The organism is Phenylobacterium sp., from assembly GCF_965284355.1.
Lineage (GTDB): Bacteria > Pseudomonadota > Alphaproteobacteria > Caulobacterales > Caulobacteraceae > Phenylobacterium.
In genome coordinates this window covers 1,360,898-1,373,607 of sequence record NZ_OZ260078.1, presented here as the reverse complement: position 1 = coordinate 1,373,607, position 12,710 = coordinate 1,360,898, and the positions used below count along the sequence as shown (strand labels likewise).

Sequence of the window (12,710 nt, the reverse complement as noted above, 5' to 3'; positions counted from 1 at the left end):
ATCTCACGTCATCACAGTTTCACGACAGATCGATGACGTCGCTCAGGCGTTGAAGTTGAGCTTCAGCCCCGGGCGCGACCACCGGGCCTTGAACAGCTTGCCGGTGGACGAGGCCGTGATCCATGCGGTCTGCATGTCGTCGCCGCCGAAGCAGATGTTGGTGCAGATCAGGTCGGGGAAGGCGTAGTGCTCGGTGGTCCCGTTGGGGTCGAACGCCGTGATGCCGCCGTTGATGATCGTGGCCACGCAGACCTTGCCCGACGCCTCCACCGCCAGGCTGTCGAGCAACTGGTAGCCCGGCAGGTTGCAGATCACCCGGCCCGGCGCGAACCCGGCGTTCGGCGCCAGTACCCCCGTCTCGGCCACGTCGAAGCCCCAGAGGCGGCCCAGCTGGGTATCGGCCACATAGACGGTCTTCTCGTCCGGCGACAGACCGATGCCGTTCGGCGAGATCAGGTGGCCGCGCTGCTGGCTGATGTGGCTGCCGTCGGTCTTCGCATAGTGGACCGCGCCGTTCTTGCGCCCGTCCGGCGTCGAGCAGCCATGGTCGGTGAACCAGAAGCCGCCCGACTTGTCGAAGACCAGGTCGTTCGGTCCCACCAGCCGCTTGCCGTCGCAGCTGTCGTAGACGGTCTCCAGCTTGCCCGACTTGAGGTCGTAGCGCTGGATCATCCCGCCGGTGTGGGTGGGCGGCGTGGGGCCCGGGATGGTCAGGCCGCCGTTGTCCAGCCAGACGAACGAGCCGCCGTTGTTGGTAATCCAGATCGCCCCGTCGGGGCCGATGGCCGCCCCGTTCGGGCCGCCCCCGGTGTCGACCAGGGTCTCGCGCCTGCCGTCCGGGGTGATCCGCGACAGCCGCTGGGCCTTGATCTCGGTCAGGATCACCGAGCCGTCCGCCATGGCGATGGGGCCCTCGGGGAACTCCAGCCCCTCGCAGACCAGTTCGAATTCCATGGCGCCGTCCTCCCTCTGTGGTTGGGGGCGACTATTCCCGCGTCGGGCGCCGGCGTGAAGCGCCAAAACGCGCTGCTTCCGCTACGTCAAATGGCCGGAGAGCCGGCCATGGTCTCAGGGCTGTCTGCGTGACGTTGCGTAAGATTTCGTGTGATTTCCGTGACAAGCCGCCCTTCCGGATACTGGCCCTATCAGTTCCGATAGCTTGCGGCGACTGAGCGACCGCCTCAGTTATCGCGCCTCAGCCGCGGCGCAGCTTCGCGTCCAGCATACAACAGCTCGTGGGGGATCTCTCCTGCGGGCGCGAGGTCGTACGCCAATGATGGCGCCGGCCCAGGGAGGGTTCGATGTTCCAAGTCCTGAGCCGGCGCGCGTGCCTTATCGCCGGCGCCTCCGCGGTAGTCCTGTCGGCGACACCAGCCTTCGCCCAGACAGCGGCCGGCGCCGAAGACAACACCGTCGACGTCCTGATCGTCACCGCCCAGCGGCGCGAGGAGAGCGCCAACACCGTCGCCATGGGCATCCAGGCCGTGCGCGGCGAAACGCTGGAGCGCCTGCACGTCACCGACGCCAAGGACCTGTCGGCCTTCGCGCCCAGCTTCACCGTCTCGCAAAGCTACCAGGGCGTGCCGACCTACACGCTGCGGGGCATCGGCTTCAACACGATCAACCTGTCGGCTACGTCGACCGTTGGCACCTACACCGACGAAGTCGCTTACGCTTATCCGTTCATGAACACCGGCCCGATCTTCGACCTTGAGCGGGTCGAGGTGCTGAAGGGGCCGCAGGGCACGCTCTACGGCCGCAACACCACCGCCGGCCTGATCGATTTCGTCACCAACAAGCCCACTGACGAGTTTGCCGCCCAGGTCACCGCCGAGGTCGGCAACTACAAGACCGTGAACCTCGACGGCTTCATCAACGGCAAGCTCGCCGAGGGCGTCTCGGGTCGCCTGGCGTTCAAGATGGAGAACTCCGACAAGGGCTGGCAGATCTCGAACACCCGCGGCGAGCGGCAGGGCCAGGTGGATCGCTGGGGCGTACGCGGGTCGCTGAAGCTGGAGCCGACCGACAAGCTCGCCGTCGATCTCTCGCTGAGCGCCTGGAACAACCAGTCCGACACCGTGGCCGCGCAGGGCATCGGCTTCACGCCGGCGACGTCGCCCGGTACGAACACCGGCAACTTCAACGCCCCCGGCCTGGTGACCTACATCGCCAACAACCAGCCCACCAAGGCCAGCCAGGCCGACTGGGCGCCGCGGGCCGGCCGCAGCGCCGACGTAGGCATCGGCCAGGGCCTCGATGGCCCGCTGCGCGAGGATAACGACTTCCGCGCCGTGAAGCTGCGGGTGACCTACGAGCTCACCGACGACATGCGGATCGTCTCGCTCACCAGCTTCAACGATCTGAAGCGGCGCGCCCTGTTCGACTGGAGCGGCGCGCCCAACGAGATCCTGCTGCAGCGCGCGCGGGGCGACATCGAGTCGGCCGCCGAGGAGCTGCGCATTGAGGGCGAGACCGAGAAGTCCAATTGGCTGATCGGCGCCTATATGGCTCGCGACGAGATCTACGACGCGAACCGCACGCTGCTGGGCCAGAACGCCAATGTGGGCCTGATCCGCTTCGTCGGCTCCACGCTGCTGGCTTCGCCCTTCAACACCGGCGGCTTCACGGCGGCGCAGATGGCCCAGGCCTTCCGCACCTACGAGGACTTCGGCGACATCGACACCCGCATCTGGAGCGTGTTCGCCAACGCCGACTACCGGATCACCGAGGCCCTGAAGGTCACTGCCGGCATCCGCTACACCGAGGACCGTCAAACCTACGCCGGCTGCTCGAACGACCATGAGGGCAGCATGCTGCCCAACGTCAACACCGTGAACCGGACGCTCTTCTTCGCCGCCTACGGCCTCGTCTCGCCGATCCAGCGGGGCGGCTGCGTGACGTTCAATCCGGCCACCCGCTCGTTCGGCCTTGTCAGCTCGCGTCTCGACGAGAACAACGTGGCCTGGCGTCTGGCGCTGGACTGGAAGCCGGCTCAGGACGTCCTGGTGTTCGGCTCGATCTCGAGGGGCGCCAAGGCGGGCGCCACGCCGATCAACGCCGCCAACATCTCGACCCAGAACGCGCCGGCCAGGCAGGAGCTGCTGACGGCCTACGAACTGGGAGTCAAGGCCGGCCTGCTGGAGCGGCGACTGCAGGCCAACATCAGCGCCTTCTACTACGACTACAAGGACAAGCAGCTTTCGGTGTACTTCGCCGATCCAATCTACACGGCGCTCAGCCGCCTGCAGAACGTGCCGGACAGCGAGGCCTATGGCGTAGATGGCGAGATCACGTGGCGGATCACGCCCCAGCTGACCGCTGTGGCGTCGGGCACACTGCTGCACACGGAGGTGCAGGGTTATGTCGGCATCAACTCGGCCGGCCGCCCGCAGGACTTCGACGGCAAGCCGTTCCTGTACAGCCCCAAGCGCTCAGGCGCGCTGACCCTGCTCTACGGGCGTGAGCTGACCGAAGACCTGGGCCTGCAGGCGGCGCTGAACGCCCGTTGGCAGGACGACAGCCACGCCGACCTGGAGGGCGATCCGAAGTTCACGATTAAGGACTACGGTCTGGTCAACGCCAGCCTGGGCGTCCACAGCCTGGACGACAAGTGGCGCGCCCAGCTTTGGGTTCGCAACCTCACCAACACCTACTACTGGACCGCGGTCAGCTCGAACGCGAACGTCGTCGTTCGCTTCCCTGGCCAGCCCCGCACCTTCGGCGCTTCCCTGACCTTCGCTTTCTGATTTGGCGAGGGGCGGCTGACACTGGCCCAGGGCGTAGGCGCCCCGGGCCTTTCTTTTGCAGGGTATCAGCGGCGGTCCAGCACGCGCATCGTGAAGGCGTACTGGTCCACGTCCGACGCCTCGTGCCGTTCGGCTCGGACTTCTTTCCAGCGGCTCTCGTCGAGGGGCGAAAGGGTGACGTCGCCATCCACCTCGGCGTCGACGTCGGTCAGGTACAGCCGCCGGGCCTTGGGCAGGGCGAGCTCGAACAGCGATGCGCCGCCGATCACGCAGACCTCGCTCGCGCCATCCTCCTCGGCCTGCTCGCGGGCGATCGAGAGCGCCTCGGAGAAGTCCTCGCACACCACGGCGCCCTTCGGCTCGAACGAGCCGTCGCGGCTGAGCACGATGTTGGTCCGCCCCACCAGCGGCTTCTTGGGCAGGCTCTCCCAGGTCTTGCGTCCCATAATCACCGGCTTGCCCATGGTGATGGCGCGGAAGATCGCCAGATCGGTCTTCAGCCGCCAGGGCAGGGTCCCGTCCCGGCCGATGACGCCGTTTCGGGCGCGCGCGATGGGGCCGGCGGCGAGGATCACGTTCGACATGGAAGCCTTCTACGTCCTCCCTCCCTTAATGGGGAGGGACAGCTCGCCAGAGGCGAGCAGGGTGGGGAAGTTGGGGCCAGAGCTGAGAGGTCGAGGAGGATCGACACTCCCCCACCCTGATCGCTTCGCGATCTGTCCCTCCCCATTAAGGGAGGGAGATCACTCCGCCGGCTCCAGCCACTGGAGCCATTTCCGGCGCACCGCCTGGTCCGGGTCGATACCGAAGCGCCGGCAGTACAGCAGCAACTGGCACAGCAGGTCCGCCGCCTCGTCGGCGCGGTCGTGCTCGCAGGCCTCGCCCCGGCCCCGGCTGGATAGCCGCAGGTGCGCCTGGGCCAGTTCGCCCAGCTCCTCCTGCAGCTTCAGCAGGTACCAGTCGTCGTCGCGGGCGATCCCGAACTTGCCGGCGTAAATGTCGGAGATCTGCGCCGCGGACTCGGTGACTTCCCGGAGGGTCAGCGGCGGCTTGGGCATCTAGACGGCGATCGGCGCGGAGATCGAGGGATGGGCCTGGTAGCCCGTCAGCTTGAAGTCCTCGAACTCGAAGGCGAACAGATCGTCGCGGTCGGCCACGTGCATCACGGGCAGGGGCAGGGGATCGCGGCTGAGCTGCTCGCGGGCCTGGTCCAGGTGGTTCATGTAGAGGTGGGCGTCGCCCAGGGTGTGCACGAACTCGCCCGGCTGCAGGCCGCAGACCTTGGCCATCATCAGGGTCAGCAGCGCATAGCTGGCGATGTTGAACGGCACGCCCAGGAACACGTCGGCCGAGCGCTGGTAGAGCTGGCAGCTCAGCTTTCCGTCCGCGACGAAGAACTGGAACAGGCAGTGGCAGGGCGGCAGCGCCATGTCCTCCACCTCGGCCGGGTTCCAGGCCGAGACGATGTGGCGGCGGCTGTCCGGGTTGGTCTTCAGGCTGTTCACGACGGCGGCGATCTGGTCGATCACCCGGCCGTCGGGCGCGGCCCACGAGCGCCACTGCTTGCCGTAGACGGGGCCCAGCTCGCCGTCGGCGTCGGCCCACTCGTTCCAGATGCTGACGCCGCGTTCCTGCAGCCAGCGCACATTGGTGTCGCCGCGCAGGAACCACAGCAGCTCCAGGATGATCGACTTCCGGTGCAGCTTCTTGGTGGTCAGCAGCGGGAAGCCCTTGGAGAGGTCGAACCGCATCTGCCGGCCGAACACGCCCAGGGTGCCCGTGCCCGTCCGGTCGCCGCGCCGCGCCCCGTTCGCCAGGATGTCGGCGAGCAGGTCGAGATACTGGCGCTCCGGATGGTCCGGGTCGGCCGCGTACGGCGTGGCGATGGCGACATGGGCGTTCATTCGATGGCGAGCGTCGCGCGGGCAGGGTGATTCGGGAACCGCTGATTCGGTCGCAGGGCCGCCTCGTCCACAGGCGTCGTACTTGGTCCACATGACCGTTCGTCGAATCCCGGGTTGGCGCGGGGTGAACGGGTCGCTAAGGGCCGCCTACAGTTTTTATGTAAGGTGGGGTTCCCATGTTTGTTTCCGCGTTCGCGGCGATGGCTCTGCTCGCTGCGCCCGAGACCACCCAGGCGGCCGTTCCCGCGCCGGCGCCGGCGCTCGAAGCCAAGTCGACCGAGGCCAAGTCGGCCCCGAAGAAGATGTGCTACACGGCCACGCCCAGCGGCTCGCGCATGCCGCGCAAGGTCTGCGTCACCCAGTCGGGCGGAAGCGACAAGGTTTCCGACAAGTCGCCCAAGGCCGAGTAGGCCGAACCCCGCTAGCCTGCGAAACCGCCTTCGTCGAGGAACGCCTGCTCCTCGGCCGTGGTCGTGCGCCCCAGCGCCGGATTGCGGTGCGGAAAGCGGCCGAAACGGACGATGACGTCGCGGTGGACGCGGTGCCACTTGATCATTTCGGCGTCGCCCAGCGCTTCGGCCAGCGCCAGGCCATAGTCCTGGTCGGCCAGGTCCTCAGAGTGCTCGAACGGCAACAGCATGAACTGTCGCATCGGCGGCTCGACTTCTGCATGCCAGCCCTTGTCGGCGGCCATGCGGGCAAAGGCGCGCGCTTTGGGATCGGTGGCGAAGGCGTGGCCTGAGTTGCGGTAGAGGTTGCGCGGAAACTGGTCGAGGACGATGAGCAGCGCCAGCGCGCCCTGCGGCGTCACCGCCCAGTCGTCGTATCCCCCGCGCGCGGCGACGTGGTGGGTCGGCTCGAATTTCAGCCGGATGATCTCGTCGAAGGCGGGCTTCGCCGCATACCACTTCTGGGGTCCGGCGTTGGTCCAGAAGGTCAGGATATCGTTCGGGGTCGCGGGCACGGTCTCGTTCCTTGGATCGCCTGACCTCGCCTGAACCGCCCCCCCAATCAAGCCGGTCTGTTCAAGCGGGTCTGTTCAAGCCCGGTTCACCCAGTCGGTGCGCACCCTACTTGCAGATGGGACTGCAGGGCCGCCTCCGTGGCCCAATTCGGACGGATGCGATGAAGAGAGTGGTGATGACGGCGCTGGCCCTCGTGCTGGCGGCCCAGGCGCCCGCGGCGCTGGCGCAACCGGGCGGCCGCGATCGGGCCGAGCGCAGCGAAGGGCGTGGGGAAGGCCGGAGCCGTCCCGAGGGCGGCGGCGTGCGCGCCCAGCGCGAGGTCAGCGAGACCGGCGGCCGGCGCGACGGGGGTGAACCGCCCCGCGCCCGCGAAGCCCCGCAGGCGCCCCGGGCCCCCGAGGCGTCTCAGCCGCGCTACCGAGGTGACGGCGGGCAGGGCCGTGGCGACCGGCGCTGGGACGGCGGCGGCGACCGCCCGCGAGACGATGGACAACGCGGCGATGACCAACGCGGTGCGGGGCGTCGCGGCGACGGCGGGCGGGGCGATGGCCTCGTAGACGGCCGACGCGGCGACGGCGGCGACTGGCGCCGTGGCGATCAGGACCACCGCGTGGACGGCCGGCGCGATGACGGCTGGCGCGACCGCGATCGACGCGGGGACGGTCGCCGCGATCATGACCGCTGGGATGGGGGGCGCCGGGATGGGGATCGCCGCTGGTCCGGCGGGCGCGACTGGGACCGCCATGACGATCGGCGCGATTATCGCCGGTGGGAACGCGGCCGCTATCCTTCGGTCTATTTCAGCAGTTACCGCTATCGCCATGCGTGGCGGCCGCCGTCGGGCTTCTATGTCCGCAGCTGGGGCTATGGGGAGTTCTATCCGCGCAGCTGGTTCGGCCCCAGCTACTGGCTCCTCGATCCCTGGCAATACGACCTGCCGTTGCCGCCGCCGGGGTTCGACTGGGTGCGCTCGGGCCCCGACGCCCTGCTGATCGACCAGTACACCGGCCGCATCGTCCAGGTGGTCCGCAATATCTTCTGGTACTGAGCGCCTTCCCGCCCTTGGCGGGGAGGGACGTCTATCCCGCCTGGCAGGCGGCGCAGAGGCCGCGGGCTTCCAGGGTGATGGCGCGGACCGCATAGCCGGTCCGGGTCGCCGCCTCGCGCGCCGCCGATAGGTCGGGCTGGAACTCGGCGGCCTCGCCGCAGCAGTCGCAGATCAGGAAGGCGGCCATGTGCCCGCCCTCGATCCGGCAGGGCACGTAGGCGTTCAGGCTCTCGATCCGGTGCGCAAACCCCAGGCGCTCCAGGAATTCGAGGGCGCGATACACCGTGGGCGGCTTCGCCGGTTCGCCGTGCTCGCCGTACGCGGCGATCAAATCATAGGCCTTTAGCGGGGCGTCGGCGGCCAGCAGCAACTCGAGGACGCGGCGCCGTGGGGCGGTCAGGCGCTCCTGGCTTGTCGTACAGCGATCCTCGGCCGCGCCCAGCGCATGCCCCAGCGCTGCGCCTTTCAGGCCATGGTGCACATGGTGCTCGTGGTGGTGGCAGTCGCTCGCCATGTCCTTCCGCTATCGCCGATCTTCCGTCTTCGCAACGCACTTGACGGGTCGTTATGTTATTTCATAACAGTGACGCCGCGTTTCAAGTCCATCTCTCGCCTAGGTCCAGCTGATGTCCCGCGTCGCCCTGTTCGCCACCGTCGGCGCCCTCGTTCTCTCGGCGTCCGCAGCCCGCGCCGCCGACCAGGCGGCGGAGCCCGGTCACAAGGACCTGTCCGAGGTTGTCGTGACGGCCGCGCCCTATGTGGTCTCGCTCGACTCCACCACGACCAGCGTCAACGTCATCAAGCGCGACGCCCTCGACCTGGCGCCCTCGGCCGGCCTGGGCGACGTGCTGGCGCACCTGCCGGGCGTGCGCTCCTCGTTCTTTGGCCCAGGCTCGAGCCGGCCGGTGATCCGCGGCCTCGCCGGCCCGCGGGTGCAGGTGCTGACCAACGGGGTCGGCCAGATCGACGCCTCGGGCCTGTCGCCCGACCACCAGGTGGCCAGCGACCCGCAGGAGGCCGAGCGGATCGAGGTGCTGCGCGGGCCCTCGGCGCTCGCGTACGGCGGCTCGGCCATCGGCGGCATCGTCAACGTCATCGACGAGCGCATCCCGTCCAAGTTCGAAGCCGGCGTGCACGGCCGGGCGCTGGGGACGTACTCGTCGGTGGACGACGGCCGTCAGGTCTCGGGCGCGCTCAAGGCCGGTTTGGCCGAGGGCTTCAGCGTCACGCTGGATGGCGTCCATCGCCGCACCGACGACTACGAGATCCCCGTCGCGGCGATGTCGCGCCGGCTGGCCGCGGATCAAGGCCTGCCCAAGCCCTCGCGTGACGGCGAGAAGGTCCCGAACACCTATACGAAGCTGGATGGGTTTGGGGGTGGCTTCTCCTACGTCGGCGAACCCGGCTGGGGCGGCGTGGCGATCCGGCAAACCGACAGCGAATACGGAAGCGCGGCCGAGGAAGAGGTGCGCATCGAGCTGAAGCAGACCCGCGTGGATGCGCGCGGCGCGCTCGACTTCGATGACGGCCCGTTCGCCAGCGTTCGGTTCACCGGCGGCTACGCCGACTACGAGCACACCGAGTTCGAAGGCGCCGAGGCGGGCACCACCTTCCTGTCCAAGGGCGAAGAGGGCCGTATCGAACTGGTCCAGCGCGAGCGCGACGGCTGGCAAGGGGCGATCGGCGTCCAGGCCTTGCACCGCTCGTTCGACGCCATCGGCGAAGAAGCGCTGATCCCCAAGACCAAGATCAACGAGTGGGGCGTCTTCACCCTGCAGCGCTATGACCAGGACGCCTGGGGCCTGGAAGGCGGCCTGCGCCTGGACGGCCGGTCGGTGAAGAACGTCCGCGCCGATCGCGACTTCACGAACATCTCGGCCTCGGTCGCGGGCTTCGTGCGGCCGGCGGAGGGTCTGTTCCTGGGCCTGGCGCTGTCGCGCACCAGCCGCGGTCTGACCGAGGAAGAGCTGTCGTCGCTGGGCGCCCACCCCGCTACGGGCCAATTCGAGATCGGGGACGCCACCCTCGACAAGGAGGTCTCATACGCCGCCGACGCCAGCCTGCACTATCGCGGCGGCGCGTGGACGGTGGACGCCCACCTCTTCTACTCGGACTACGACAACTTCATCGACCTGATCCCGACAGGCGCGGTCGACGCCGACTCCGAGTTCCCGGTCTTCACCTTCGTGCAGAGCGGGGCGAAGTTCTACGGCTTTGAGACGGAGGCTTCGGTCGAGACTTGGCGCGACGGCGAACGCAGCTTCCACCTCGAGGCGGCGGCCGACTACGTCCACGGCAAGACCGACTTCGGCCCGGCCGTGCGGATCCCGCCGTGGTCGGTGACCGGCCGGGGCGTGTACGAGGCGGGCTGGTGGACCGGCACGGTCGAGGTCCATCACGTCGGCAAGCAGGACCGGGTGGCCACGTTCGAGCTGCCCACCAGCGGCTACACGATGCTGAACGCCTCGCTGGTGGTGCGTCCGCTCAAGGGCAAGGACGGCCTGAAGGTGTTCCTGGACGGCCACAACCTGACCAACACCGAGGCCCGCGAGCACGCCTCGTTCCTCAAGGACATCGCGCCGCTGCCGGGCCGCAGCTTCCGCGTGGGCGTGGGCTACACCTTCTAGGCTCGAAGGGCCGGCGCGCCGTAAGCTCGCGCGTCGACCTGGAGAGTCTGCTGATGTCGCGTGTCCTGAAGCTTGCCGCCGCCGCCCTGGCGGGCGCCCTGATCGCGACCGGCCCGGTCCAGGCCGCGCCCGAGCCCGCGGCGCACGACTACGTCATCAAGGACTTCCGGTTCCGCACGGGCGAGACGCTGCCCGAGCTGAAGATCCGCTACCACACCCTGGGCGCGCCGAAGCTCGACGCCGCCGGCAAGGTCACCAACGCGGTGCTGATCCTGCACGGCACCGGCGGTTCGGGCCGCAGCTTCACCAACCCGCTGTTCGCCGACGTGCTGTTCACGCCGGGCGGCCTGCTGGACCCGGCGAAGTACTTCATCATCATGCCCGACAACATCGGCCATGGCGCCAGCTCCAAGCCGTCGGACGGCCTGCGGGCGAAGTTCCCCAAGTACGACTACGCCGACATGGTCGAGGCCCAGCACGCGCTGGTGACGAGCCTCAAGATCGACAGGCTGCGCCTGATCATGGGCACGTCGATGGGCTGCATGCACAGCTTCATCTGGGCCGAGACGTATCCGCAGGGGGCCAAGGCGCTGATGCCGCTGGCCTGCCAGCCGGTGGAGATCGCAGGCCGCAATCGGCTGTGGCGGCGGATGGCCATCGAGGCGATCACCTCCGACCCGGCGTGGATGGGCGGCGACTACAAGACCCAGCCCGTCCAGGGGCTGAAGACCGCCGCCAACCTCCTGATCCTCGCAGGCGCCGCGCCGCTGCCGCTGCAGGCGCAGCTGCCGACACGGGCGGCCGTGGACGAGTACGTGGCCCGCGAACTGCCCCGTCGGATCGCCGGCATGGACGCCAACGACTTCATCTATCAGGTGGATTCGTCGCGCACCTACGACCCCTCGAAGGACCTCGAGAAGATCACCGCGCCCATGACCTGGGTGAACTCGGCCGACGACTTCATCAATCCGCCTGAGCTGGGCCTCGCCGAGGCCGCCATGACGCGCCTGAAGACCACACGCTACATACTGATCCCCGCCACCCTGCAGTCGCGCGGCCACGGCACGCACACGCACGCCGCCCTCTGGAAGGACGAACTCGAAGCGCTGCTGAAGCGCTCAGAATAACGCCCTTCTCCCGCAGGGGGAGAAGGGGACCTCAGCTAGTCTTCGCTCTCGGCGGCCGCCGGAGCGCCTTCGCCCTCGAAGCTGCGCGGGGCGCGGCGACGGCGGGGCTTGGGCTTGGCTTCGCCGTCGTCGGCCGCGGGGGCCGGGGCGGGGCGGGCCGCCTGCAGGAACGCCGGCGCATGGCTGGCGCCGCCGTCGGAGTCGCGCAGCATCGGGCCGGTTTCGATCGGCTGCACCACGGCCAACGGGTCGCGCTCGGGACGGTCGTCCCGGTCGCCGCGGTCGCCGCGGTCGCGGCGGTCACGCTCGAAGCGGGGGCGATCCCCACGCGGCCGGTCGTCACGATCCCGCGGACGTTCGTCACGGGGCCGGTCGTCGCGAGGCCGCTCATCCCTGGGACGATCATCGCCGGCCCGGTCGTCGCGCGGACGATCATCACGGGGGCGCTCGTCACGGGGGCGCTCGTCGCCTTCCGTGCGCGGACGATCATCGCGATTGCGGTTGCGATCACGGTCGCGGTTGCGGCCTTCGCCGTCGCGGAAGCGGTCCCGATCCCGGTCACGGCCGCCATCGCGGTCACGGCTCTGCCACTCGCCACGGTCGCGGTTCTGATCACGGTCGCGGTTGCGGTTCTGCTCGCGGTCGCGGTCGCGTTCGCGCTGGGCCTCGGCCTCCTCGCGCACTTCGGCGCCCTCGATGGGGGCCGCTTCGTCGGCGGCGATGGCGGCCTGCTGGCCGCTCTCGTCCTCGAAGTCGATGTCGTAGCCGCTGGAAAACTGGTCGCGGCCCAGGATCTCGCTGGCCGGACGGTTCGGCTGGATGGCGCGCAGCAGGCGGAAATAGTGCTCGGCGTGCTGCAGGTAGTTCTCACCCAGCACCCGGTCGCCCGCCGCGTTCGCGTCGCGGGCCAGCTGCTGGTACTTTTCGAAGACGTGCTGGGGGTTGCCCCGCACCTTCACGCCTTCGGGGCCGTTCGAATCGAAGGCCCGGTTGGCGTTGTGGGCCTGCGGCTTGCCGCCGCCGCCACTACCGCCGCCACCACCCCGATTGCGCCCGCGTTGGCGCTTCATACCCTTGAAATCTCTCATATTTTAAGAAACCGTTTGGTTCTTCCCTAGCGCCTGATCGGCGACTGGCCTTCAGGGATGTGGCCCGGCCTGGGCATGTCATGTGAAGGCGTAAGTGTTCCCCGTCTTCCGCCCGGAAGCTCGTCAGCGAGAGGCCTGCTTGATCAAGAAAGCGTCGCGCCTGTCGGGTTCGGCGGGCGTCCTGCTTGGGGACGCATCTACCTTC

12 protein-coding genes are annotated in these 12,710 nt (G+C 68.6%); 5 read left to right on the top strand and 7 right to left on the bottom strand.

Going from position 1 to position 12,710, the window contains the following annotated elements; translation table 11 throughout:
- Positions 1-42: 42 nt before the first annotated feature.
- Entirely contained in the window at positions 43-954 is a 912-nt protein-coding gene (locus tag ACQ66R_RS06670; protein ID WP_430420355.1) for an SMP-30/gluconolactonase/LRE family protein, read from the bottom strand.
- Between the two features lie 347 nt (positions 955-1,301).
- Here ACQ66R_RS06670 and ACQ66R_RS06665 point away from each other — a divergent pair, with 347 nt between their 5' ends.
- On the top strand, positions 1,302-3,746 hold the full coding sequence (locus ACQ66R_RS06665; protein WP_430420353.1) for a TonB-dependent receptor: 2,445 nt from the start codon (positions 1,302-1,304) through the stop codon (positions 3,744-3,746).
- Between the two features lie 65 nt (positions 3,747-3,811).
- On the opposite strand, the gene ACQ66R_RS06660 is transcribed toward ACQ66R_RS06665, so the two are convergent.
- From ACQ66R_RS06660 to ACQ66R_RS06650, 3 genes are all read right to left on the bottom strand, one after another.
- Positions 3,812-4,330 carry a dihydrofolate reductase gene (locus ACQ66R_RS06660; protein ID WP_430420351.1) on the bottom strand — a complete coding sequence of 173 codons (519 nt, stop codon included), beginning with the start codon at positions 4,328-4,330 and terminating at the stop codon, positions 3,812-3,814.
- Between the two features lie 159 nt (positions 4,331-4,489).
- The gene (locus ACQ66R_RS06655; RefSeq protein ID WP_430420349.1) at positions 4,490-4,804 is read right to left on the bottom strand and encodes a phosphoribosyl-ATP pyrophosphohydrolase; all 315 of its coding nucleotides are present in this window, start codon (positions 4,802-4,804) and stop codon (positions 4,490-4,492) included.
- Complete coding sequence (locus ACQ66R_RS06650; protein WP_430420348.1) at positions 4,805-5,650, bottom strand: thymidylate synthase; 846 nt, start codon at positions 5,648-5,650, stop codon at positions 4,805-4,807. It lies immediately after the preceding gene.
- 176 nt (positions 5,651-5,826) lie between these two features.
- Between ACQ66R_RS06650 and ACQ66R_RS06645 the strand changes: the two genes are divergently transcribed.
- Complete coding sequence (locus ACQ66R_RS06645) at positions 5,827-6,060, top strand: hypothetical protein (RefSeq protein ID WP_430420346.1); 234 nt, start codon at positions 5,827-5,829, stop codon at positions 6,058-6,060.
- Positions 6,061-6,071: 11 nt separating this feature from the next.
- On the opposite strand, the gene ACQ66R_RS06640 is transcribed toward ACQ66R_RS06645, so the two are convergent.
- The gene (locus ACQ66R_RS06640; protein WP_430420344.1) at positions 6,072-6,614 is read right to left on the bottom strand and encodes a DUF924 family protein; all 543 of its coding nucleotides are present in this window, start codon (positions 6,612-6,614) and stop codon (positions 6,072-6,074) included.
- 176 nt (positions 6,615-6,790) lie between these two features.
- On the opposite strand from ACQ66R_RS06640, the gene ACQ66R_RS06635 reads away from it, so the two are divergent.
- The gene (locus tag ACQ66R_RS06635; protein WP_430420342.1) at positions 6,791-7,663 is read left to right on the top strand and encodes an RcnB family protein; all 873 of its coding nucleotides are present in this window, start codon (positions 6,791-6,793) and stop codon (positions 7,661-7,663) included.
- 31 nt (positions 7,664-7,694) lie between these two features.
- Here ACQ66R_RS06635 and ACQ66R_RS06630 read toward each other — a convergent pair whose 3' ends face one another.
- On the bottom strand, positions 7,695-8,177 hold the full coding sequence (locus tag ACQ66R_RS06630) for a Fur family transcriptional regulator (RefSeq protein WP_430420340.1): 483 nt from the start codon (positions 8,175-8,177) through the stop codon (positions 7,695-7,697).
- Positions 8,178-8,289: 112 nt separating this feature from the next.
- On the opposite strand from ACQ66R_RS06630, the gene ACQ66R_RS06625 reads away from it, so the two are divergent.
- Positions 8,290-10,290: a TonB-dependent receptor gene (locus ACQ66R_RS06625; RefSeq protein ID WP_430420338.1), complete on the top strand. Its 2,001-nt coding sequence runs from the start codon at positions 8,290-8,292 to the stop codon at positions 10,288-10,290.
- Between the two features lie 53 nt (positions 10,291-10,343).
- Positions 10,344-11,417: an alpha/beta fold hydrolase gene (locus ACQ66R_RS06620; RefSeq protein WP_430420336.1), complete on the top strand. Its 1,074-nt coding sequence runs from the start codon at positions 10,344-10,346 to the stop codon at positions 11,415-11,417.
- 35 nt (positions 11,418-11,452) lie between these two features.
- Here the strand turns inward: ACQ66R_RS06620 and ACQ66R_RS06615 are convergent, their stop codons facing one another.
- On the bottom strand, positions 11,453-12,505 hold the full coding sequence (locus tag ACQ66R_RS06615; RefSeq protein WP_430420334.1) for a DUF4167 domain-containing protein: 1,053 nt from the start codon (positions 12,503-12,505) through the stop codon (positions 11,453-11,455).
- Positions 12,506-12,710: the final 205 nt, after the last annotated feature.